Origin of the sequence: Polynucleobacter sp. AP-Latsch-80-C2, assembly GCF_018882185.1 — a bacterium.
Taxonomy (GTDB): Bacteria; Pseudomonadota; Gammaproteobacteria; order Burkholderiales; family Burkholderiaceae; genus Polynucleobacter.
Map to the genome: position 1 here is coordinate 391979 of NZ_JACVOY010000001.1, position 23051 is coordinate 415029.

The 23051-nt window shown below is 42.1% G+C and carries 22 protein-coding genes; 16 read left to right on the plus strand and 6 right to left on the minus strand.

Features of this window, described 5'->3' with window-relative positions; genetic code table 11:
* Nucleotides 1-31 precede the first annotated feature (31 nt).
* Together bchI and ICN47_RS02000 are read left to right on the plus strand one after the other, a co-directional pair.
* Nucleotides 32-1066 carry a magnesium chelatase ATPase subunit I gene (gene bchI / locus ICN47_RS01995; protein WP_216218222.1) on the plus strand — a complete coding sequence of 345 codons (1035 nt, stop codon included), beginning with the start codon at nt 32-34 and terminating at the stop codon, nt 1064-1066.
* On the plus strand, nt 1063-2880 hold the full coding sequence (locus tag ICN47_RS02000; protein ID WP_216218223.1) for a VWA domain-containing protein: 1818 nt from the start codon (nt 1063-1065) through the stop codon (nt 2878-2880). The genes bchI and ICN47_RS02000 overlap by 4 nt, the downstream gene beginning before the upstream one ends.
* Nucleotides 2881-2984: 104 nt before the next feature.
* Here ICN47_RS02000 and ICN47_RS02005 read toward each other — a convergent pair whose 3' ends face one another.
* Entirely contained in the window at nt 2985-3863 is an 879-nt protein-coding gene (locus ICN47_RS02005) for an alpha/beta fold hydrolase (RefSeq protein ID WP_216218224.1), read from the minus strand.
* A 139-nt stretch (nt 3864-4002) separates the two neighbouring features.
* On the opposite strand from ICN47_RS02005, the gene ICN47_RS02010 reads away from it, so the two are divergent.
* The 14 genes from ICN47_RS02010 (at nt 4003) to ICN47_RS02075 (ending at nt 17504) form a co-directional block, all read left to right on the plus strand.
* Nucleotides 4003-4908, plus strand: coding sequence for a polyprenyl synthetase family protein (locus ICN47_RS02010; protein WP_216218225.1), 906 nt, complete (start codon nt 4003-4005; stop codon nt 4906-4908).
* A gap of 14 nt (nt 4909-4922) precedes the next feature.
* On the plus strand, nt 4923-6086 hold the full coding sequence (locus tag ICN47_RS02015; protein ID WP_216218226.1) for a methyltransferase: 1164 nt from the start codon (nt 4923-4925) through the stop codon (nt 6084-6086).
* Nucleotides 6087-6166: 80 nt separating this feature from the next.
* The gene (gene bchC / locus ICN47_RS02020; protein WP_216218227.1) at nt 6167-7117 is read left to right on the plus strand and encodes a chlorophyll synthesis pathway protein BchC; all 951 of its coding nucleotides are present in this window, start codon (nt 6167-6169) and stop codon (nt 7115-7117) included.
* Entirely contained in the window at nt 7114-8121 is a 1008-nt protein-coding gene (locus ICN47_RS02025) for a chlorophyllide a reductase iron protein subunit X (protein ID WP_068949084.1), read from the plus strand. Before bchC ends, ICN47_RS02025 begins: the two co-directional genes overlap by 4 nt.
* 14 nt (nt 8122-8135) lie before the next feature.
* Entirely contained in the window at nt 8136-9659 is a 1524-nt protein-coding gene (gene bchY / locus ICN47_RS02030) for a chlorophyllide a reductase subunit Y (protein WP_370626237.1), read from the plus strand.
* Nucleotides 9659-11116: a chlorophyllide a reductase subunit Z gene (gene bchZ / locus ICN47_RS02035; protein WP_216218228.1), complete on the plus strand. Its 1458-nt coding sequence runs from the start codon at nt 9659-9661 to the stop codon at nt 11114-11116. Before bchY ends, bchZ begins: the two co-directional genes overlap by 1 nt.
* 123 nt (nt 11117-11239) lie before the next feature.
* Entirely contained in the window at nt 11240-11386 is a 147-nt protein-coding gene (pufB, locus tag ICN47_RS02040; RefSeq protein ID WP_068949087.1) for a light-harvesting antenna LH1, beta subunit, read from the plus strand.
* Between the two features lie 49 nt (nt 11387-11435).
* Nucleotides 11436-11657, plus strand: a complete 222-nt coding sequence (locus ICN47_RS02045) for a hypothetical protein (protein ID WP_072583908.1) — start codon at nt 11436-11438, stop codon at nt 11655-11657.
* A 10-nt stretch (nt 11658-11667) separates the two neighbouring features.
* Complete coding sequence (gene pufA, locus ICN47_RS02050) at nt 11668-11844, plus strand: light-harvesting antenna LH1, alpha subunit (protein ID WP_071608677.1); 177 nt, start codon at nt 11668-11670, stop codon at nt 11842-11844.
* 99 nt (nt 11845-11943) lie between these two features.
* Nucleotides 11944-12768 carry a photosynthetic reaction center subunit L gene (pufL, locus tag ICN47_RS02055; RefSeq protein WP_068949089.1) on the plus strand — a complete coding sequence of 275 codons (825 nt, stop codon included), beginning with the start codon at nt 11944-11946 and terminating at the stop codon, nt 12766-12768.
* A 32-nt stretch (nt 12769-12800) separates the two neighbouring features.
* The gene (pufM, locus tag ICN47_RS02060; protein ID WP_216862041.1) at nt 12801-13799 is read left to right on the plus strand and encodes a photosynthetic reaction center subunit M; all 999 of its coding nucleotides are present in this window, start codon (nt 12801-12803) and stop codon (nt 13797-13799) included.
* On the plus strand, nt 13796-14839 hold the full coding sequence (gene pufC, locus ICN47_RS02065) for a photosynthetic reaction center cytochrome PufC (RefSeq protein ID WP_216218229.1): 1044 nt from the start codon (nt 13796-13798) through the stop codon (nt 14837-14839). The genes pufM and pufC overlap by 4 nt, the downstream gene beginning before the upstream one ends.
* 57 nt (nt 14840-14896) lie before the next feature.
* Nucleotides 14897-16456: a phytoene desaturase family protein gene (gene crtI, locus ICN47_RS02070; RefSeq protein WP_216218230.1), complete on the plus strand. Its 1560-nt coding sequence runs from the start codon at nt 14897-14899 to the stop codon at nt 16454-16456.
* Nucleotides 16446-17504, plus strand: coding sequence for a phytoene/squalene synthase family protein (locus ICN47_RS02075; RefSeq protein ID WP_216218231.1), 1059 nt, complete (start codon nt 16446-16448; stop codon nt 17502-17504). Before crtI ends, ICN47_RS02075 begins: the two co-directional genes overlap by 11 nt.
* 33 nt (nt 17505-17537) lie before the next feature.
* Here the strand turns inward: ICN47_RS02075 and ICN47_RS02080 are convergent, their stop codons facing one another.
* Genes ICN47_RS02080 through ICN47_RS02100 form a run of 5 tightly spaced genes read right to left on the minus strand, consistent with a single transcriptional unit; the run spans nt 17538 to nt 22908 of the window.
* A complete protein-coding gene (locus tag ICN47_RS02080) occupies nt 17538-18503 on the minus strand; it encodes a carotenoid 1,2-hydratase (protein WP_370626244.1) in 966 nt (321 codons plus the stop codon).
* Nucleotides 18455-19948 carry a 1-hydroxycarotenoid 3,4-desaturase CrtD gene (crtD, locus tag ICN47_RS02085; RefSeq protein WP_216218232.1) on the minus strand — a complete coding sequence of 498 codons (1494 nt, stop codon included), beginning with the start codon at nt 19946-19948 and terminating at the stop codon, nt 18455-18457. The genes ICN47_RS02080 and crtD overlap by 49 nt, the downstream gene beginning before the upstream one ends.
* Nucleotides 19932-20624, minus strand: a complete 693-nt coding sequence (locus ICN47_RS02090; protein ID WP_216218233.1) for a spheroidene monooxygenase — start codon at nt 20622-20624, stop codon at nt 19932-19934. The genes crtD and ICN47_RS02090 overlap by 17 nt, the downstream gene beginning before the upstream one ends.
* A 6-nt stretch (nt 20625-20630) precedes the next feature.
* Nucleotides 20631-22055, minus strand: coding sequence for a transcriptional regulator PpsR (gene ppsR / locus ICN47_RS02095; protein WP_216218234.1), 1425 nt, complete (start codon nt 22053-22055; stop codon nt 20631-20633).
* Between the two features lie 22 nt (nt 22056-22077).
* Complete coding sequence (locus tag ICN47_RS02100) at nt 22078-22908, minus strand: B12-binding domain-containing protein (protein ID WP_216218235.1); 831 nt, start codon at nt 22906-22908, stop codon at nt 22078-22080.
* Nucleotides 22909-23051: the final 143 nt, after the last annotated feature.

Here is a 23051-nt window from a genome sequence, read left to right on the forward strand (position 1 = left end):
TTTTAATTTGAATGATTTATGTAGGACGTCAATGACTATCACCTTCCCCTTTACCGCCATTGTTGCGCAATCAGAAATGAAGCTGGCAATCGCCCTTTGCACGATTGACCCTTCGTTAGGCGGTGTTCTTATTTTTGGAGATCGTGGAACAGGTAAGTCCACCACCATTAGATCCTTAGCCTCCTTGCTTCCTACGATGAAATCAGTGGTTGGCTGTAACTATCATTGCGATCCAGATGCTAAAAGCCTTTGCCCTGAATGTGAGCTCAAAAAGAGTGCGGGACATAAGCTAAGGTCCGAAAATATTTCTGTTCCAGTAGTAGATTTGCCGCTTGGGGCTACAGAAGATAGAGTTGTAGGCGCTTTGGATATTGAGAAAGCCTTGACCCAAGGCATCAAATCCTTCGAGCCTGGCCTGCTTGCAAAGGCTAATCGAGGATATCTTTATATCGATGAGGTCAATTTACTTGAAGATCACTTAGTTGATTTGCTAATTGATGTAGCTGCTTCTGGTGAAAATATTATTGAACGTGAGGGATTGAGTATTCGACATCCGGCTAGGTTCGTTCTTATTGGAAGCGGTAATCCGGAGGAGGGGGAGTTGCGACCGCAAATGCTTGACCGTTTTGGACTATCTATAGAGGTAAAAACACCCACTGATTTTAAAGAACGGATTGAGATTATAAAAAGACGAGATGAGTTCGAGCGGAATCCAGAAAAATTTATTGCCAAGTGGGAAGGGTCAGAAGAAGACTTTAAGAAGCAGATCATTAAGTCGAAGAAGCTTCTGGATAAAGTGGAGGTAGATGATCAATTGCTTGAGTCTGCCACTAAGCTTTGCGCTCATCTTGGCACTGACGGCCTAAGAGGCGAGCTTACCTTGCTTAGAGGTGTCAGAGCATTAGCTGCTTTTGAGGGTAAGAAAAAAGCGAATCTGAATCATTTAAAGAAAATTGCGCCAATAGCGCTTGGGCATAGATTGCGTCGTAATCCACTTGACGATAGCAATTCAAAAATTCGTATTGAGCGTGCCATGCAGGAATTCTTTGCTAGTACTGAAAAGTGAATCCAGTACAACAAGCTTGGTTTGATGCAAACTTAATCGCTATTCTTTTGGCTATTAACCCGCGTGGCTTAAAAGGAGTATCGATAAAGAGCCAGTTTGGGCCCATTAGAGATTCCTGGCTTAATTATTTTATAAATCTATTGCCCGCAGACAGTAAAGTTATTAAAGCTCCGGCAAATTTATCCTCTGAGCAATTATTTGGATCATTAGATATTGAAAGCGCTCTTTTGTCTGGAGAATTTAAGGTTAGCCAGGGCCTTCTAGAAAGACTGGGCGGACAATATCTTCTTTTGCCCATGGCTGAGAGAATGAATTTACAAACGATAACTCATATATCTCAGGCTTTGGATGAAAAAAATCTTTTCAATCATCCTCATGCGGCCAACAATGATCACTTTGGAGTAATTGTCTTTGATGAGTCTGAATTCCAAGAGGAGGGTGCTAACCTACGATTATTAGATAGGCTTGCGTTTGGGATTTATCTCGATCGTTTTTCAATTAACGATACTAAGAAATATCTAGAAGTTACTCCGTCCGATATTAAGGACGCTATAGCATTGCTACCATCTGTAACTTGCCCCCAAGATTTGATGGAGGTACTCATAAAAGCTGGTCTGAGCCTTGGAATTTCCTCATTAAGAGCCAATCAATTTGCATTAGATGTTGCCAAGTCGCTAGCTGCGCTGAGGGGATTAATTACGGTGGGCCAAGAAGAGGTAATTGATGCTGCACGACTTGTCTACACCCATCTTAAAAGTATGCAATCGCCGCTCGAAGAGGGAGCAGACAATAAAACAGATGACGGCGAAGATGTTGAGGGTAATCAGGAAAGTCAACATAACTCAGACAATGAACTTTCAAAAGATGAAGAAACCTCAGATTTAGAAAATACAGATCCTCCATCTTCTGCTGATGAATTAGAGGAGTTAGTGGTTGAAGCTGTACAGGCTTCTTTACCCCCAAAATTTATGATGCGGATGAATCAGACCCTAAGATCCACCAAGACTAAAGCGAGTATTGCTGGTAAATCGGGATCAACTGAGAAAAGCTTCACCAGTGGGAGACCTCATGGTGCAAGAAAAGGGCTTCCTGGTAATGGCAGGCGCCTTGATATCTTAAAAAGTATTCGATCTGCTATCCCATGGCAAAGAATACGCGCTCAACAGAACAACGCTTTCTTAAAAGCAGATAATAGAAGCAAAATTCACTTTAGAGCAGAGGATTTACATACCAAACAATATTTGAAACGCCGAGGCACGATAACTATATTTTTGGTGGACGCCTCTGGCTCATCAGCAACTCAACGATTATCGGAGGCTAAAGGCGCTTTAGAAGAATTATTGAGTCAATGCTACATTCGACGCGATGAAGTAGCAATGCTGTCTATGAGAGGCTCTAAGGTAGATATTGTTTTGCCGCCAACTAGGTCGCTAGTTAGAGCAAAAAGAAATTTAGCTACCTTACCCGGCGGTGGCGGCACCCCCCTTGCATTAGGACTTCGTTCCGCTAATGAAATGGCAAGTTCATCAGAGCGAAAAGGCTTAACGCCAATCATCGTAATCATGACTGATGGTAAGGCAAATGTTAATTTGAATGGCGTAGGCGGAAGAGCGGGGGCTCACAATGATGCAATTACCGCCGCAAAAGAGTTAAGCATGCAGAGTCATCGAATTTTATTTGTAGACACTTCACCTCAACCAGAAAAATTAGCCCAAGAGCTTGCTGGGATCATGGCTGCACAATATTTCCCCCTTCCGTATACCGGGTCCAGAAAAAAAATTACATCTGCAGCTATTCAATTGGCAAATTTCTAATATAGGCTTGCTCTCGAATTTTTCGGAGAACCTTTTTGCCTTTGATGTAAGCATTTAAAAACATCCCAAGACCAAGGGCAATGCAGATAATTATTAATACATTGTTAAGAGTTGACATTCTCCTCTTCCTCCTTATTTAAGGCATTCTGAATTAAGTTAAGAGCCATTTCTTCATCGCCTTCGTGAAATAAGTGGCCACCTTTTAGCTCAATCACTTTTGCTTTATCAAAATATTCCCTAATTACGTCACGTAAATTTTTAATTGGTATCCAACCATCATCTTCTGAGAGGATGAAGGTCAATTTTGATTTTATTAATTTGCATTTCTTTAGCAAAATCGCTATGTCTGTTCCTGCCATGAAGCTCATAGAGCCATTAAGATGATTTGCGCTATTAAATAAAGTCTTATATTTCTCTCTTTTATCAGGGCTTAACTTTGTTTTCGTTGAGTCTAAAAGTCCATCAATAATCTTGGTGTGAGGTAATAGGTCACTTAATATGGAAGTGAAGAAAGACGAAGTAACAATTGGATTTAATAGTGGGGCTATAAAGTTTTGATAAAAGCTAGGTAAGGTAATTAGGGATGGGTTTAGCCCAATGATTTCTTTGGGTTGCTCATTAATGAGTGCGTAACTTAATCCAAGTGTTGCGCCAGCAGAATGACCAATAATGTAATCAAAATATTGAATACCTAAACCTTCCCTTAGCCTTGTGAGTTGGGTTGCAAGCTCATCTAAGCTGAAGGACTTTTTTGTAACACTCGTTGTAAAACCATGACCCGGCAAGTCAGGAGCAACCACGGTGTAATTCTTTGCTAGCTCTGTAAAGATTGTTCCCCAGGTGTGTGCTGAAGAACCAGTTCCATGAAGCATGAGAATGTGTTTTGGCGAATTACCCCCAACTTGTACATGCCAAGATAGGTCCTCAGTCTTTATCTCTCTACTGAAGGATTGGTTAGGCCAATCCTTTGGAATGTTTTTCATTTGTATTAAAACTTCACTCTAATTAAGGGTAAACCCGAATAAATAAGTTTGACAGCTCGATTAATTGTGTCTATATTTTTTTACATATTAAATTGTATTTTAATTTAGACAAAGCTATTTCCTTCAAAGGGGCAAGATCATGTCACCAATTAAGCATTTGGATCGGGCAATAGAGCAGGCGTTGAAATCGCACGAGTCTATGAAGGGGCCTCCTTCGCTAAGCAAGGCTATTAGACATGCTGTTTTTCCTGGTGGTGCACGGATTAGGCCTCAGTTGACTTTGGCAGTGGCTCAAGCCTGCGGAAATGATGATCCCCAATTATCGATGGCCAGTGCAATTTCTATTGAAATGATTCACTGCGCCTCTTTGGTTCATGATGATTTGCCTTGTTTTGATAATGCAGATATGCGGCGCGGTCAGACATCAGTTCATAAAGAATATGGCGAAAGGTTGGCCGTCTTAACTGGTGATGCGCTGATTGTTATGGCTTATGAAACAGTTGCAGCTGCTTCAAGAAGATCCTCTCATCGCTTAGCACCAATTATCAAAACGATTTCACAGGGCGTTGGAGCGCCATTTGGAATTATTGCCGGACAGTCTTGGGAGTGTGAGACACAAGCCAACCTTAGTGACTATCAGAGAGCTAAAACTGGAGCGTTGTTTGCTGCGGCAACCTCAAGCGGTGCACAGGCTGCTGGAGCTGATGCCGAGACATGGAGGGGTTTGGGTGAATGGCTTGGCGAAGCGTATCAAATTGCAGATGATATTCGAGATGTATTAGGTGATGCGCAATTTTTGGGGAAGCCTGCAGGGCAAGACCAGGAACATCATCGCCCTAGCTCTGCAAAAGAATTGGGATTAAATGGAGCTGTTGAGCATTTTGATTTGTTGGTCGGTAAGGCAGTGGCATCCATTCCAAGCTGCATAGGTGATAAGGCGCTAAAAAAATTAGTCGCATTTGAGGCCGAGAGATTACTGCCTTCATCATGGTTTGAGCGTGGTGAAAGACACATTGCTATTGAAACCCTTCGTCAGGCTGCATAGCGCGCCTAATTAGAGTGCCTCAAGCCCGAACAATTCTAATTGAACAAGACCAAAGTGAGTATGGTCTGTGGGATAGGTTATTTATCTACAAAGATAAGCTAATAGCAAATTCTCGATTCCAAAATACAGTCGCAAAAATTCCATTTCTAAGACGTATCGCAAAAAAAAGAGCTAATCAATTATTTGATGTAATGGCGGGTTTTGTATATTCCCAAATCCTTCTAGCTTGTATACGCCTAAATCTTTTTAATCATTTAAAAAACGGTCCATTAACTTTAGAGGCCATAAAAAATAAATGTGGTTTAGAGCAAGCACCTCTAAAACAATTACTAGACGCCGCCGTATCAATTGATTTATTAGAAATTCGCAGCAATCAAAAATTTGGTTTGGGAAAGTTAGGTGCACCGCTAGTTGAGAATTCTGCTTTAGCGGCAATGATTGAGCACCATACCGTTTTGTATGAAGATTTGAGAGATCCTCTTCTTTTGCTATCTGGCAAATTAAAGAATAAGAAATTAGAGAAATTTTGGCCTTACGTTTCGAATGATCTTGAGGATCAAGAGTCTCTTAAAGATCAAGATCTAGTTAAGGGTTACTCAGATTTAATGTCTACATCGCTACCATTGGTGGCAGATCAAGTCGTGAGTGCATATGATTTTTCTAAGCACCGCTGCTTGTTGGATGTTGGAGGAGGGCAGGGTACTTTTTTAAAAAGAGTGCACCTTCAATCCCCTCGGTTAGAGAGAATGCTTTTCGACTTGCCGGGTGTTGTGAATCTTGCCGCAGAAAATTTCTTGGCCAATTCAGAAGATCAATCCATCAAAGTTTTTGGTGGAGATTTCTTTAAAGATGACCTCCCTAGTGGAGCAGATTTAATCACTCTTATCCGTGTCATTTTTGATCACGATGATGAGCGAGTAAAAATTTTACTGAAATCAATTTTTAAGGCTCTTCCTACAGGTGGCAAGTTATTGATTGCTGAGCCTATGGCAGAGACGCCTGAACATCCCCCAATGGGGCATGCCTATTTTGGTTTTTATTTAATGGCGATGGGTAGGGGTCGACCCAGAACAGTTGAAGAGATAAGTCATTTAGCTCTTCATGTTGGCTTTAAAAATATCGACATATTGCACTCGGATATGCCTATAAATGCCCAAGTTTTGCTACTGAGCACCTAATTAAGGGTAAGTACTAATAGAAAGTATTTGAATAGTGTATAAATTACTTTACATATAAGAAAGTAAATTAAAATAGACACATGCAAAGTCAATTTCATTCCACAGCAGTACTGCTGGAGTCTCCAAGAGAGCTCAGGTTGAAGCGACTTTTGCTTGATGAGCCCAATGAATCGGATGTTGTAGTGCAAATTGAGTGGAGCGGCATCAGCACTGGAACTGAAAAGCTACTTTGGAATGGAACTATGCCAGATTTTCCTGGAATGGGATATCCGCTAGTGCCTGGATACGAATCTGTTGGCAGAGTTACTCGGGTAGGAAAGTCATCTCACCTAAGTCTTAACCAAAGAGTATTTGTACCCGGCGCAAAGTGTTTTGGTGATGTGAAGGGTTTGTTTGGAGGGGCTGCCTCGCATGTTGTGGTTTCTTCCGATAGGGTTATCGAACTCAATGAAGAAATTGGCGAAGAGGGCGTTTTGCTTGCCTTAGCAGCCACCGCCTATCACGTTACTCAAGGAAAAAAATCATTACAACCCGATTTGATTGTGGGCCATGGCGTATTAGGAAGACTGATTGCTCGAATTGCAGTCATGTTTGGTCACCAGCCAGTTGTCTGGGAGATTGATTCAGACCGTATGAGTGGAGCTGAGGGCTATACGGTTCTTCATCCTTGTGATGACCAAGATAACAAATATAAAAATATCTGCGATGCAAGTGGGCAGGTGAGTGTATTAAATAAATTAATTAGTCAACTCCAGTTTGGCGGAGAAATTACCCTTGCTGGTTTTTATGACAAAGACATTCAGTTTAATTTCCCCAGTGCATTTATGAAGGAAGCTAAATTGCGGATTGCTGCACAGTGGGCGCCTCAGGATTTGAAGGATGTGAAGCAGCTCTTATCGAATGGCAGATTAAATCTTAATGGATTAATAACGCATCATCGTAAGCCCTCTTCAATTGGTGATGTATATCGCACCGCATTTGAAGATCCTAACTGTCTCAAAATGGTAGTTGATTGGAGAGAAGCACTATGAATGCCCCAAGCGTCCCAAAAGAAATAACAATTCAATTTACGCAATTGAAAAAAGAGGCCGCTATTGAGCCTGATCAGGTCCATACAGGTGAGATTAAAAAAGAAACTCAGATCATTGCAATTTATGGCAAAGGCGGAATTGGGAAAAGCTTCACATTAGCCAACCTGTCCTACATGATGGCGCAGCAGGGCAAAAAGGTATTGCTGATTGGCTGCGACCCAAAAAGCGACACCACTTCATTGCTATTTGGAGGTAAAGCTTGTCCTACCATTATTGAAACTTCTTCCAAAAAGAAGTTAGCCGGTGAAGAAGTCAAGATTGGCGATGTTTGTTTTAAGCGTGATGGCGTATATGCCATGGAATTGGGTGGCCCTGAGGTCGGTAGAGGGTGCGGTGGCAGGGGAATCATTCATGGCTTTGAAACACTGGAGAAGCTTGGTTTTCATGACTGGGGGTTTGATTACGTATTGCTAGACTTTTTAGGCGACGTAGTCTGCGGAGGCTTTGGATTACCAATCGCTAGAGATATGTGTCAGAAGGTTATTGTTGTGGCAAGCAATGATCTCCAGTCGCTCTATGTTGCCAATAATGTGTGCTCTGCAGTTGAATACTTCCGTAAATTAGGTGGCAATGTTGGTGTAGCTGGCATGGTTATCAATAGGGATGATGGCACTGGCGAAGCAACAGCTTTTGCTGAGCATGTGGGTATCCCTGTACTTTCGGTTATTCCTGCGAATGACGATATCAGAAGGAAAAGTGCTAGCTACGAAATCATTGGCAAGCCAGATTCACAATGGGGTCCGCTCTTTGAGGGTTTGGCAAGCAATGTTGCTGAGGCGCCTCCAGTCCGACCAAAGCCAATGGCACCAGATGATTTACTGGGCTTATTTTCTGCAAGTCAAGTTGGTAGAGATATCGTTCTTGAGCCTGCAACAATTTTCGATATGGTTGGTAAGAATGAAGTGATTAAGCCAACGCTTGAAGTGATTTACGACAAAGCCTAGAAACCGGAGCCATCGTGAAATCATCTAAAGTTATTCCGATACAAGCTCAGAACACTTCTGAGACTGGAATAACCTGTCATTCAGGCGCAGAAGAATTATTAGCAGCTGCTAAGTCTGCCAATAAAAGTGAGATCTTGGGTCAGTACGCAAAAGATTACCCTAAGGGCCCTCATGATCAACCACAAAGTATGTGCCCTGCATTTGGTTCTTTGCGAGTAGGCTTGAGAATGCGTAGGACAGCGACGATTCTGTCAGGTTCGGCCTGTTGTGTATACGGCCTTACTTTTACCTCCCACTTTTATGGTGCGCGACGTAGCGTCGGATATGTACCATTTAACTCTGAGTCCTTGGTTACTGGGAAGTTATTCGAAGATATACGGGATGCGGTTTATAAAGAAACTAATCCCGACCTCTATGACGCCATAGTCATTATCAATTTATGTGTTCCAACTGCTAGTGGCGTGCCGTTGCAATTATTGCCAAAAGAAATCAATGGTGTTCGTATTATTGGCATTGATGTTCCGGGATTTGGGGTGCCTACCCATGCAGAGGCCAAAGATGTTCTAGCAAGCGCAATGTTGCGTTATGCACGTACTGAAATCGAAAATGGCCCAGTGTCTGCACCACGGAATGGCCTTTCTGATAAGCCTACAGTTACCTTGTTAGGTGAAATGTTCCCGGTAGATCCAATCAGCATTGGAATGATGTTAGAGCCAATGGGTATGGGTGTTGGACCGGTTGTGCCAACTAGAGAATGGCGCGAGCTATATCAGGCGTTCGACTCTAAGGTAGTCGCAGCAATTCACCCGTTTTATACCGCAAGTATTCGTGAATTTGAAAGTGCTGGAAGAACCATTGTGGGCTCTGCTCCGATTGGTTACGATGGCACAGCTCAATGGCTAGAAAACATTGGAGTAGCCTCTGGTGTCAGCGCAGAAAAAATTGGTAATGCTAAAGCCAAGTTTTTGCCAATGATTCAAGCTGCACTCAAAGCAAAACCAATCAAAGGAAGAATCACTCTTAGTGGGTATGAGGGTTCGGAATTACTAGTGGCACGTTTATTGGTAGAGAGTGGGGCGGATGTACGTTATGTTGGCACTGCTTGTCCAAAGACAATTTGGAGCAGCGGCGACTTAGATTGGCTTGAGCAACACGGCGTTCATGTTGAGTATCGCGCTTCTTTGGAGCAAGATCTCGCCGCAATGAAAGAGTTCGAGCCAGATTTAGTGATTGGCACAACGCCAGTAGTTCAAAAGGCCAAAGAATTGTCTATCCCATCCTTGTATTTCACGAATTTAATTTCAGCACGACCACTAATGGGGGCTGCTGGTGCAGGTTCTTTGGCTCAAGTCATCAATGCAGCATTAGCAAACCAAGATCGTTTTGATGCTATGAACTCATTCTTTGAGGGTGTGGGTAAAGATCATGCAGCTGGTGTTTGGGAATCAGTGCCTGTTGATCGTCCTGAATTTAAAGCTGATGTAAGGCGTCGCATGGAAAAAGCGCGAGCCAAGCAAAAAGCTGAGGAGATGGGCTAATGCTAGTCCTAGATCACGATCGCGCTGGAGGATATTGGGGGGCTGTATATGTATTTACAGCTGTAAAGGGTCTTCAAGTTGTTATTGACGGTCCAGTTGGCTGTGAAAACTTGCCGGTGACATCAGTGCTCCATTACACCGATGCCTTGCCCCCTCATGAATTGCCAATAGTAGTGACTGGTTTAGCTGAAGAGCAGTTAGGCAGAGAAGGTACAGAAGAGTCAATGAAGCGCGCTCATAAAGTGCTTGATCCTGATTTACCTGCAGTAGTAGTAACGGGTTCTATTGCGGAGATGATTGGTGGTGGTGTAACACCTGAGGGAACTGGTATTAAGCGCTTCTTGCCAAGAACAATTGACGAAGATCAATGGCAATGCGCAAATAGGGCAATGAATTGGCTTTGGACCGAATATGGACTTAAAAAGATTCCTCCACGCAAAAGAGATGCAGATACAAAACCTAGGGTCAATATTATTGGACCTTCTTATGGCAGCTTCAATTTATATAGTGACTTAGCTGAAATTAGGCGTTTAGTCGAAGGTATTGGTGCGGAAGTAAATTTAGTATTCCCCTTGGGAACTCACCTTGCAGATATTCCAAAATTAATTGATGCGGATGTCAATATCTGCATGTATCGAGAGTATGGACGACTCCTATGTGAGACGCTTGAGAGACCTTACTTGCAAGCCCCCATTGGAATGCAATCTACCACTGCTTTTTTACGAAAGCTGGGCGAGTTGTGTGGTCTTGACGTGGAACCTTTCGTTGAAAAAGAGAAGCACACAACATTAAAGCCAATCTGGGATTTATGGCGTTCTGTCACGCAAGATTTTTTTGGCACAGCTAGCTTTGCCATCGTAGCAAGTGAAACCTATACACGAGGCGTTAGAAATTTCCTCGAAGAAGAAATGGGTCTTCCGTGTAATTTTGCAGTCTCTAGATTGCCTGGAAACAAGACAAATAACGTTGAAATCAGAGAGTTAGTTCAAAAGAAAACTCCTCTAGTGATGTTTGGAAGTTATAACGAGCGGATGTACGGTAGTGAAATCAGCGCACGGTTTTCTTTCATAACCGCTTCATTTCCTGGGGCAATTATCCGTAGGCATACCGGCACTCCTTATATGGGATATTCCGGATCAGTCTATTTAATTCAGGAAGTTTGCAATTCACTGTTTGATGCTTTATTCAATATTTTGCCACTAGGCACTGAAATGGATAAGGTTGATCCAACCCCTGCGAAATTACAAAGCTCCATTCAGGCAATGCCATGGGAGCAGGGGGCCCAGGAGTTATTAAACAAGTTAATTAGTAAACAACCAGTGCTCACTCAAATATCGGCAGCGAAAAAAATCCGTGATGAGGCTGAGTTAGAGGCACGTAAACAAAAAATTGAAAAAGTAACTGTAGCTTGTTTACAGAAGTCATCCTTCTCCTTGGTTGAAGGGGAGGCTGTATGACAGGCATTCAAAGATATTGCTCTAGTAAAGAGCTAAACCAATATGGTGTTGTTAAGCCATATCCTCAAATCTACAGGGGTGATGTAGAAAAGACCGCAAGGTCAGTTTCAAGGAGTAGTCATCATGAGTGAAAACAGATCTATATCTGGGCTTACCGATGCAGAAGCTAAAGAATTCCATACATTTTATATGCAAGGTCTTCTTGGATTTACTGCAATCGCTGTCGTCGCGCACATACTTGTATGGGCATGGCGTCCATGGTTCTTTTGATGCAGTAGTAAGTACATAGTAAACGTAGTCAATTAGAGGGAGTGTTTTTATGAAGATCAATACGGATTTAATGCATAAACATGTTTTGCATGACACCTGGTCATTCAAAATTATTTTTTTGATTAGTTACGTGGTGCTCTTTGTTGTAGCACTTTTTTTAATTGTCTTACCTGCATCACAGAAAAGTTGGTTATTTTCTGGTGCTGACGGAGGTTCATTCTTCAAGTCAGTTGAAACAGGTGTTTACGGCTTTATGTCTTACTTAAATTAGGAGAAATATTATGTGGAGAATTTGGAAACTATACGACCCACTACGTGCGATGGTTGCACAGGGCGTTTTTCTCTTTGCTTTGGCAGCAATGATTCATCTCATTTTATTGAGCACAGTTCAATACAAATGGCTGGATGGTATGAGTCAAGAGCAGTACAAAGCAGCTATATCAGCAGCGAAGAAGTAATTAGATGTGCAAACCGTAGGCGAATTTCTAGAAATAGTGATTCGTCTACGCAAGATTAATTTAATGTGAGAAAAATTCTCACTGTGTAAGGAGCGCTAAATGGCCATGCTCAACTTTGAAAAAAAATACCGCGTGCGCGGTGGGACTCTAATAGGAGGAGATCTTTTTGATTTCTGGGTAGGCCCTTTCTACGTCGGATTTTTTGGGGTAACCACTATATTCTTTGCATTCCTTGGGACTGCAATGATTCTTTGGGGGACATCCCAAGCGGGCGTCTTTAATCCTTGGCAAATAAATATTGCCCCTCCGGATTTGAAATATGGGTTAGGCGTAGCTCCTTTGATGGAGGGTGGATTATGGCAAATCATTACTATCTGCGCCTTAGGAGCATTTGGTTCTTGGGCAATGCGTGAGGTGGAAATTTCTCGAAAATTGGGAATGGGCCTTCATGTACCAGTTGCTTTTAGTATGGCCATCTTTGCGTATTTCACTTTGGTTGTAATTCGCCCAGTGTTAATGGGTGCATGGGGCTACGGTTTTCCCTATGGAATATTGAGCCATTTAGATTGGGTATCGAATACTGGGTATCAGTATCTTCACTTTCATTACAACCCAGCCCACATGATTGCGGTAACACTATTTTTTACAACAACATTAGCGCTTGCGCTGCATGGAGCTTTGATCTTATCTTCTACGAATCCACAACCTGGGCAGCCGGTCAAAACTCCTGAGCACGAGGATACTTTCTTTAGAGACATTATTGGATATTCCGTTGGAACATTGGGCATTCATCGTCTTGGATTATTCCTAGCCTTAGCGGCTGTATTTTGGAGTGCTGTTTGTATTGTTATTAGTGGCCCCTTCTGGACAAAGGGTTGGCCTGAATGGTGGACATGGTGGTTGAATTTGCCAATCTGGGGTTAGTTTTCAGCTAAATTGAAAATGCGGAGAGCATTATGGAATATCAAAATCTATTTACACAAACACAAGTAACTGGTCCTGCGAGTCATGGCGTTCCGATCAACGCCTACGATATGCGTGAGCGAACTCGCTCTATTGGATTTAGTCATTTGATGGGGCGCATTGGTAATGCGCAGCTCGGACCTATATACCTTGGGAGATTAGGGGTCGCATCACTAATATTTGGGATGACAGCATTTTTCATTATTGGTATGAATATGCTGGCCCAGGTTGGCTGGAATCCTTTGCAATTTGTGAGGAAATTATTTTGGCTCTCTCTAGATCCTCCAGCACCAAAGTATGGTTTAACCCTTGCGCCATTAAATGAAGGGGGCTGGTGGTCAATTGTTGGATTATTTTTAACGATCTCAATTATGCTTTGGTGGCTTAGAACCTTCCGTAGGGCTCAGGCTCTTGGAATGGGTACCCATGTACCTTGGGCATTCGCATCAGCAATTTGGTTGTTCTTGGTATTAGGTCTGATTCGTCCCGTGCTGATGGGTAGCTGGAGCGAAGCGGTACCATTTGGTATCTTTTCTCACCTAGATTGGGTATCCGCCTTTTCAATTCGCTACGGCAACTTGTTTTATAACCCATTCCATATGCTGTCCATTGTGTTTCTTTATGGGTCAGTTCTTTTGTTTGCCATGCACGGCGCAACTATTCTGGCAGTGAGTCGATTTGGTGGTGAAAGAGAAATTGAACAAATTGTCGATCGCGGAACCGCATCTGAAAGGGCTGCTTTATTCTGGAGATGGACTATGGGCTTTAACGCTACCATGGAATCCATTCACCGTTGGGCCTGGTGGTTTGCTGTACTCACTCCATTAACAGGTGGCATTGGAATTTTACTAACCGGCACCGTTGTGGATAACTGGTATCTATGGGCTGTTAAGCATAATATGGCGCCAACTTATCCTGCAATATATGGGACCGTTTCTGATCCTGCTTTAAAAGCACCTTCAGCTCCAGTAGCAATAGGGGAGAAAAAATGAAAAACGTTCGCCAAAAAATTGCCATTGCATTTAGTGTTTTGGCAATCCTTACGCTTACGGCGTGTGAGCGACCACCAGTTGAGTCAAAGCAAACTGGATACCGCGGCACTGGTATGGATCAGATTAATAATCCTAGAACACAAGAGCAGCTAGCTAAGATTAATGAAATGCCAGCTGGCATACCCGCTTCCCCTGATGGACCGAAGGCTGGGGCAACGTACAAAAATGTTAAGGTGTTAAATAACCTCAGCACTGCTCAATTCGGTGCTTTTATGGTCTCAATGACTGCATGGGTCGCCCCTAAAGAGGGTTGCTCTTATTGCCATAATGTTCAGAATTTTGCTGACGATTCTCTCTACACCAAAACTGTAGCTAGAAGAATGATTCAGATGAATCAGCAAATTAATAGCAATTGGACTGATCACGTAAAACAAACGGGCGTAACCTGTTACACCTGCCATAGAGGTAATAACATCCCTCAAAATGTTTGGTTTAACCCAGAAGAAAAGCGTGGCGGTAACATGCTAGGCAATGCAAACGGACAAAATGATCCTGCTCCAGCAGTTGCTTACACTTCTTTGCCTAATAAACCATTTGCAGCCTATTTGGTTGAAAAAGGTGATCCAGCAAGGATAGTTGGCAAAACAGCTCTTCCTACGGGGAACAAAGCAACCCTTCAAAGCACGGAAAATGTATATGGAATGATGACTCACATGTCTCATTCTCTGGGGGTTAACTGTACTTACTGCCATAACTCTCAGAACTTCTCTAGCTGGGAGCAAAGTACACCACAGCGAGTGCAGGCTTGGCATGGAATCCAGATGCTCAAAGACGTCAATACAAACTTTTTGACATCCTTAGAAAGTGTATTCCCACCAAATCGACTCGGGCCCACTGGTGACGTTGCTAAAGCAAACTGCGCCACCTGTCATCAAGGTGTAAATAAACCACTCTTAGGTCAAAGTATGTTGAAGGATTATCCGTATCTTGCTCCAAATAGAGATATGCCAAAAGATAGCACCCATAGCGCAGCAAAATAGCCTTGCCAACCCCTTTGATATTAAATATCAAAGGGGTTTTTAAATAAAGGAAGTCTGATGGACCAACAGGTCGATCAATTTAAGATCCCCGAAAACATTGCCACAGCTGGAGATGTTAATGCCTCAGAACGCGCTCTTGTAATCGGTGCGGGGTTTGGTGGTCTTGCCGCAGCAATTCGTTTAGCCATAAAAGGATATGACGTTCAGGTATTGGAAAGATTGGGAGACGCTGGAGGTAGGGCTTATGTACATAGAAGAAATGGCTTTACGTTTGATGCCGGCCCTACTATTATCACTGCACCTTTTTTACTAGAAGAGTTATGGAGCTTGTGCGGCAAAAAAATGTCTAACGATGTTGATTTGCGTGCAATGGATCCGTTTTATCAAATCCGATTTGCAGATGGCCGCATATTTAATTACACCGGTGATCTGGAGCGAATGAAGCAAGAAGTTGCTAAATTTAGTCCTAGTGATTTACCAGGTTATCTACGTTTTTTAGAAGAGGCAGAGTATTGCTACAAACTAGGGTTTGAAGAGCTGGGAGATGTTGCATTTGATAGCTTAAAAGATTTAGTAAAAGCATTTCCAAGCCTCGTGAAGATGAGGGCTTGGAATAATCTCTATAGCTTAGTTGCGAAACATATCAAAGACCCACAGCTTAGAGAAGTGATGAGCTTTCATCCATTGCTCATTGGCGGTAATCCTTTTTCGGTTACCTCTGTTTATGCATTAATTAATTCCTTAGAGCGCAAATGGGGCGTTCATTCCGCAATGGGTGGAACGGGATCAATTATCAAAGGACTTGTTGGTTTGCTAAATGGCCTTGGCGTAAGAATCCGTTATGCAAGTACCGTTAAGAAAATCAATATCGTTGAAAATAAAGTAACGGGCGTCACATTGGAAAATGGTGAGGTTTTATTTGCCAATAAGGTAGTCTGTAATGCTGATACAGCATGGACTTACAAAAATTTGATTGACCCAGAACATCGAAAAATATGGACTGATAAAAAAATTGAGAATGGTAAGTACTCAATGAGTCTATTTGTCTGGTACTTTGGCACTAAAAAACAATACCCAAAAATACCGCACCACATGATGCTGTTAGGTAAACGTTATAAAACTCTTTTAGAGGATATTTTTAAACGCCATCATCTTGCTAAAGACTTTAGCCTTTATTTGCATCGTCCCACAGCAACTGATCCTAACTTAGCTCCTCCAGAATGTGATACCTTTTATGTACTTTCCCCCGTTCCTCATCTGGACAGTGGAACCGATTGGAAGCAGGAGGCTGAGCCCTATAGAAAAGCCATTGCAAAGATGCTTGAAGAAACTGTTTTACCGGGCTTGCAAGAGAATTTAGTGGAATCGTTTGTAATGACTCCAGAAGATTTTAAAGACAGGCTGCTTTCCTATAAGGGAGCTGCTTTTGGTTTGGAACCTTTGCTTACCCAAAGTGCTTGGTTCAGACCACATAATCGTAGCGAAGATATTGAAGGTCTTTATATGGTTGGGGCGAGCACTCATCCGGGTGCGGGGATTCCTGGGGTTTTGTCATCAGCCAAAGCTTTAGATTCGTTGATTGCGCCCGCTAAAATACTCTCTCAAAATGCACGATAGAGCTATTACATCCGAATACGGATTTCAGCTTGATCTACTCTCTTGCGAGACCTTGATGAGAGATGGCTCCAAATCCTTTTTTTCTGCATCCAGGATCCTGCCTTCTAATATTCGTGATTCTGCTATAGCTTTATATGCTTTTTGTCGTTTACTGGATGATATGGTGGACGATCAAAATGCGTCTGATAATGTTATAGAGCAGATTGAATATCGATTAGATCGTATCTATTCAAAAAATCCACTAGATATACCCGCGGATAGAGCTTTAGCTCTTGTAGTTGAGCGATTTTTAATTCCTCGAAGCCTCCTGGAGGCACTGGTAGAAGGATTTAAGTGGGATCGTACTGGTCGCCAATATCAAACCATAGAAGAGTTATGTGACTATGCTGCTAGAGTTGCTTCAACAGTAGGGGTCATGATGACTCTGATTATGGGTATACGGGATCGAGCTGTATTAGAACGCGCATGCGAGCTTGGCCTTGCAATGCAGTTGACTAATATTGCGCGGGATATTGGGGAGGACGCTAGAAACGAGCGTCTCTATCTTCCTAGAGATTGGCTTCAAGAAGAAAATATAGACCCTGATCAGTGGCTTAAAAATCCTATTTTTAATGATGGTATCTTGCGAGTGAATCAAAAGCTCATTCAGTACGCCGATGATTTATATGCTCGTTCGGCATTTGGATTCTCTGGTTTACCAAGAAATTGTCGATCAGCCATAGCTGCTGCTAGTTTGATTTATTCAGAAATCAGCAGACAAATTGAGCGACAGGGGATGGATTCGGTTACAAAAAGAGCTGTCGTATCAAAGAAAAGAAAAGTTTTATTGCTATTCAAATCTCTTGGGGCGGCTATCTATAGTGCAAAACCAACGCAGAGTTTAGATTCCATTCCTGCAATACAATTTTTGGTTGATGCGGTAGAGCCAGAAGGACGATACGCGCATTACAGCGGATCTGTTGAGGATAGGCTCATTTGGGTTGTTAGTCTTCTGGAAAAAGTAGAGCATAGAAAAATAGACTCATACCATTCTTTTGCTCAGCATTAGGATTGCTTGGCTGTCTTCTATATTGCTAGTTTATTAATATATACGCGTTGGATTTCTAGGCATTCTCCATGGCAGCATAAATTGGACAATGTTGGATTCCAGGCGTTTTATATTTAATGTTTCATGCATCGAAATAACATCCTCTCCAAGTAGTTTTGATGCAATCATCGAGCGAGCATAAAAAGGCGTATCTTCTAAGGTATTCATTACCGTTACCTTGTGATCTGACTCAGAACGCATATTTCGCTGAATTCTCCATCCTGTTTTGCGAAGTTCAACTCTATTTGGCGCCAAAAAATCCTCAGTGCTACCATCCAATTTAAAGATGGTTGCCAAAACCTTTTCAACTCCGTTCTTTTGTCGCACATCATAAATTACAGCAGTGCTTCCATCTTTTAAGTGAGCTCGTGACCAATCCCACTCACTAAAGGGCTTGTTGATTGCCTCATCTCCCTCATTAGAGTCAAAGTAAGCATTACCAATCCAGTTTAGATTAGGTTTATTGAAAGAGACTTCGACTCTGGAGGAGGGCGCTATTGGTCCCCAGCGATGCTTCTGTTGATCATCTAGGGCTACTACATGATTAAAAAGTTGCTCTGTAAATACTTTGATGGTTCCCTGAACTCTTTGACCAAGCAAGGGAACTCGCTCATTAATGGTGATAGTAAGAGTGTTATCTTTCCAGCTTAGCTGGCTGGGGCCGATAGTGAACTGATTGGCCGTGCGATGGATTGCATTTTTGCCCCTTTCAGTCATCGTCCAATATTTTTTAGTTGGCGTATAAAGCGCGACATTAATGGAGCAAAAGTCTTCAGCTTGTGCAGGCTTGCTTTTATTTGCCCAAGCGTAATAGGGAGAAAAGACGCTGCCAACAAAGGCAATAATGCTAAACCCATTTAAGCCATCATCGCTAAGGCCGTCAATGTACCACCAAAGATAGTTGCCCGGATTTACCGCTTGGTCAAACCTAGGCGATCCATCAGGGTTGCGGCCGCCAATCGTCCTGACATTGCCGCCATTGGAACTCCCGGACCTGGGTGGGTGCTGCCTCCCGCTAGGAGCAGATTGTTGATTTGCGATTGAGAACCTAGTCTGTGAAATGAGCTCATCCATCCATGAGTTGCTTGGCCATATAGCGCTCCGCCTCGACCCGGAAATAGCATTGAGAAATCCTGAGGGGTCGTTCGCGTAATTTGAGCATCCTTCAGCTGGAGTCCATATTTGTTCATCATTGAAAATGCTTTTTGTTCGCATTGATCGATTTCCTCATTGTTATAAGGTTTTTTTGAGCCATTCGCAGGTGCATTTACTAAACAAAACAATCTTTCAGGCTGATTATTCTCAAGTGCTAAATCATTTCTATCTTGGGCGCAGATATAGACTGTTGGGTTGAGTGGAAGGCGCTGATTTTCAAAAATATCAGAAAATTCGCTCTGATAGGGCTGATTAAAAAACACGTTATGACGCACCAGAGGGAATCCAGAGGATTTCACCTTCATTGACCAAGTCACCGCTGATAGGGAGTCTGTTTGTTTGAGCTTGGAAGGTATCGCAGTACTTACTCTCTCGCCTAATAAGTGATTTTTTAAAGCGTTTACATCACCATTAAAAATGAGGTAATCACATTCTAGAAATTCACCACTTTTGAGATGTACACCGCTAATTTGCGAACCAGCCAGCTCAAGATAATCAACCTCTGAGTCATAGCGGAATTTACAACCTTTTTTTTGCGCTAACCTGGCTATCACCTCAGGTATTTTTGCCATACCACCTTTGATTGACCAAACTCCATCCATTTCTACCTGGGCGATCAACATCAGAGTTGCTGGAGCTAAATAGGGAGACGAGCCACAATAAGTTGCATAACGTCCAAAGAGTTGATGTAAGCGTGGGTCTGGAAAGTATTTTTCTAGAGCGGACCATAGACTACTAAAGGGTCCGATATCCCATAATATTTTACTTTTCTCAATCCCTAGTGCACCCATCATTCCCAGCATGCTGGGGCGTGTAGATTCTATAAAGGGCTGTTTTAAGGATTCGTAAACCTTTTTAGCTGTACTACAGAACTCTAAAAATAATTGTGCTTGTTTAGGATTACAAAACTGAGCGATAGCATCTACGCTTTTTTTGTTGTCAGCATATAAGTCTAGATAGTCGTCGCCCCAACTATGTCTAGCGAGGATATCTAAAGCCTCTAACTCAAATTCAGAAGAAAAATTTTCATCACAATCATCAAATAATTTTTCAAAAACCCAGCGCATTGTAAAGACCGTAGGCCCTGAATCTATCAATGCACCATCAATATCGATTTGACGAATTTTCCCGCCTGGGTAGCTATTCTTTTCAAGAACGGTAACGTTGAGACCATGGTGAGCTAGCTCTAGAGCGGCTGTAAGACCGGCAATACCTGCACCAACTATGATGACCTTAGGGGATTTGGACATATTTTCCTTGCCAAACACCGCTTGCTGAGCCGACCTTAAAGCGAGTGAACATAGACTCTGAAAAGTAATTCTCTCCGTACGCTGCCTTTATGGCCGAGAGATGTGCGCCTGATTGTGCATACGCATCAATGGATTTGAGATTTTCCCATATAGTAAATGTAGCTTGACGAAAGTAGGGTGCTTCTCCTAGCCCAGCTGTCAGAATCGATCCTGAGGCTTCTTTAATTGATTGTTCTGCTGGTTTTGCTTTGGCCCAAAATTGCACTGCTTTGAAAGGTCTGATTGATGCCCTGGTAAGAGATGCTATTGGCCCACTTTCAGGGGGAGAGCTTAAATTATTTATTGAGAAGCCTGACCATGATCCTCGGCTTGAATAAGCATAGAGTGTAGCTATAAAGAACTCATTAGCATGGGATCTGTAAGCATTCACAGTGGGAGATGTTTGCTGAAAAATTTCTGCATTTTGTTTTGTATCAAAAACACAAAAGAATCCCTGTTTAGTAAGGCTTGGCTTGGTACTGAAGCCGCCATTAAAACCAGATCCCAAGATCTTACAAAAGACGAGGCCAGGAACACCCCTAAAGGCAAATTTACCAAAAATATAGCGACTAAACCCCCACAACCTAGATCCAGAAGCAATATCTATTAAAACCAATACTGCCGTCTGTTCGCTCATGAGGCCTTATGAATCTAAATCATCGCTAGCATTGTTATCGACAATACCAAAACGTCTCATTTTGATATAGAGACCTTGGCGTGATAATCCCAGTAGCTCGGCAGCTGAGGCCCTATTAGACATGGTGAGATCGAGGGCTGCTAGGATACAGAGTTTTTCAATAATGTCTGTTGTTTCAGTGACAATTTGCTTAAGCGGAACTTTGCCAACTAATTGGGTAAGCTCTTTTGCATTCTTGCCCAAGTTATCTGATTTGCTTGCTGGCTCGCGAGAAGTTTTTGATATTTGATGAATGCCAATAGCTACAGCTGATAATTTTCCAGCATTGAAATTTGTTGCCGATATGACAACATTTATCGGTGAGCTGCCATCATCAGTAGTGATGGTGCTTGCATAGTCTTTAATTACCCCGTACTCACGTACAGTCCCGAGAATAATTTTTAAATCAATACTTGCTCTACCAAGCCATAGCTCAAAAGACTTGCCAAGAATATTATCTTTCTGAGTAGTTTGTGACATCGAAAGAAAAGCGTTATTCGCGGTCAAAATAACGCCATTTGTACTGCAAATGATGAAGCCATCTTGGAAATCTTCGATTGCTTGTGATACCAAGATGCTTTGATCGCTTACATTACCAACTTGAATGCCGCTAGCTTTAGGCTTTACCGTAACTAGGCAGATATTGTGATTACCTTCGCGTAAAAGTACGCTGGAAATTTCTACATCTTCCTGAAGGTTCTCTAGGGTCGAATGAATAGAGGATTGCATGATCCCCGACTTAGATCCAGTAAGGTATTCTTGTATAGCGACATGATCCTTAGTCGGAAAAAGATTGGTAAATAGCTTGCCCTGAATCTTTTTAAGATCACCTACTAAAAACCCGGCGGATTTATTTACTTCTAAAATTTTCAGCGTCAAGCTATCAATTATTAAATAGGCCTGATCAATGCTATTAAATAATTGTAAGTATCGATTTTCTATTGCATGAAGACTCGCATAGTCCCGCTCAATTTCTTGTTGAGATTGAACTAATTTTTGCTGAAGGGCAGATAGACCGCTAAGATCTTTTCCGATTGCAATCAGCTTATTTTGTTGCTGAAAAAAGAGCGTACTAAATTGAATGGGGATAGAAGAAGAGTCACCCATCTCTTGATTTACTTGACGCCAATTCTGCTCTTCACTATTGCTGATTGTTTTAAGTAGTGCGTTTACCTTCGGCTGGCTATCAATCGCAACAGTATCTATCCATTTTTTCCCAAGCAATGACTGTGTTTTGGTGTGAACTGGTTTTGAGCCGTCGATGACTTTCTCAATCATTCCAGACTGATCGATGACTAAAACGAGATCTACAGAATGCGCAAGCAGAGAAGCTGCTTGATTTACATTTAATGTATTTAGTTCGGGTGTGGCTAAATTCACAATTTTGGTCACAATATTTTTTCTACTTATGCATCTAAGTGTTATTTTCTATTAGGCTGAGATGCTGATCTAACTTTTGCACAGATTCTTCAGGAGTAAAAGCTTTGACATCTGCCTGAATATGATTAAACTTTTCAGGCGATTTATTATAGAGCGGACCTCCAATTAGAACAAGGATTTGAGGGTTATTAGATTTCCCCTTGAGCAACTTAATTAAGCTTGGAAGCTCCTGAAGTTGCTCATAGGTAGAAATAGATATTCCTAATACATGGTGATGTTTTGATTCAATTTCATGAATTATTGCATTCAGTCCATTATTAGCTGGCCGATAAACCTGCCAGCCAGAATAGGTAAAGAAGTTGGATAAGATTAATGTTCCAAGAGAGTGCTGCGAGTCCGGAAAGAGAGAGATCAGAATTGATTTGTCCTGTCGCTTTTCTAATTGAGTAGCTTGGAATAAGTAATCAAGCTTATGTATTGCGCGCTCTAGCTTTCCAACCCCAATGGATACCTCGGCAAAACTTAATGTATCTTCTTCCCATTGCTTCCCCAGCTTCTTGGCGATTTCAGGAATAAGCTCTAAAACAATATAGTTAATTGATGCTCCATGAGTTTTTAATACGGTGATTGCAAGCTCGAATGCGCCTTCTTCTGTATCAAGTAATAGCTCAGTAATTTTGCATACCTGCTCTTCATTTAACGCTTTTTGGTTTTTATGTTTAGCTGCTGGAGTTTGATTCCAGCTTTCATTGGATGGTGGGTTAAGGGTTGACTTATCAACCTTGCGTTCAATCTCTTCAATTAGCCTGGGTAATTGAGTGCTGAAAACTTCCCTGATGAGTTCTTTTTTTACTAAGGTGTCCATCAATGCCCCCGAGGATAAAAGTTGCTTATCAACGTTACTTATATGTAAAATAAATATTACATTTATGTCCTCAATAATGCAATTATTTTCAATAATTAAGGGTAATTACCTATCATTATAGGGGTAAATACTAGTTCTAGTAA

Bases quoted from the DNA above. Each gene is read 5' to 3' on its own strand.
- pufL (WP_068949089.1), top strand. From the start codon at position 11,944: ATGGCCATGCTCAACTTTGAAAAAAAATACCGCGTGCGCGGTGGGACT.
- pufM (WP_216862041.1), top strand. From the start codon at position 12,801: ATGGAATATCAAAATCTATTTACACAAACACAAGTAACTGGTCCTGCG.
- ICN47_RS02100 (WP_216218235.1), bottom strand. From the start codon at position 22,908: ATGGACACCTTAGTAAAAAAAGAACTCATCAGGGAAGTTTTCAGCACT.
- pufC (WP_216218229.1), top strand. From the start codon at position 13,796: ATGAAAAACGTTCGCCAAAAAATTGCCATTGCATTTAGTGTTTTGGCA.
- ICN47_RS02010 (WP_216218225.1), top strand. From the start codon at position 4,003: ATGTCACCAATTAAGCATTTGGATCGGGCAATAGAGCAGGCGTTGAAA.
- crtD (WP_216218232.1), bottom strand. From the start codon at position 19,948: ATGTCCAAATCCCCTAAGGTCATCATAGTTGGTGCAGGTATTGCCGGT.
- ICN47_RS02025 (WP_068949084.1), top strand. From the start codon at position 7,114: ATGAATGCCCCAAGCGTCCCAAAAGAAATAACAATTCAATTTACGCAA.
- crtI (WP_216218230.1), top strand. From the start codon at position 14,897: ATGGACCAACAGGTCGATCAATTTAAGATCCCCGAAAACATTGCCACA.
- bchI (WP_216218222.1), top strand. From the start codon at position 32: ATGACTATCACCTTCCCCTTTACCGCCATTGTTGCGCAATCAGAAATG.
- pufB (WP_068949087.1), top strand. From the start codon at position 11,240: ATGAGTGAAAACAGATCTATATCTGGGCTTACCGATGCAGAAGCTAAA.
- ICN47_RS02005 (WP_216218224.1), bottom strand. From the start codon at position 3,863: ATGAAAAACATTCCAAAGGATTGGCCTAACCAATCCTTCAGTAGAGAG.
- bchC (WP_216218227.1), top strand. From the start codon at position 6,167: ATGCAAAGTCAATTTCATTCCACAGCAGTACTGCTGGAGTCTCCAAGA.
- ICN47_RS02045 (WP_072583908.1), top strand. From the start codon at position 11,436: ATGAAGATCAATACGGATTTAATGCATAAACATGTTTTGCATGACACC.
- ICN47_RS02075 (WP_216218231.1), top strand. From the start codon at position 16,446: ATGCACGATAGAGCTATTACATCCGAATACGGATTTCAGCTTGATCTA.
- bchZ (WP_216218228.1), top strand. From the start codon at position 9,659: ATGCTAGTCCTAGATCACGATCGCGCTGGAGGATATTGGGGGGCTGTA.
- pufA (WP_071608677.1), top strand. From the start codon at position 11,668: ATGTGGAGAATTTGGAAACTATACGACCCACTACGTGCGATGGTTGCA.
- ICN47_RS02090 (WP_216218233.1), bottom strand. From the start codon at position 20,624: ATGAGCGAACAGACGGCAGTATTGGTTTTAATAGATATTGCTTCTGGA.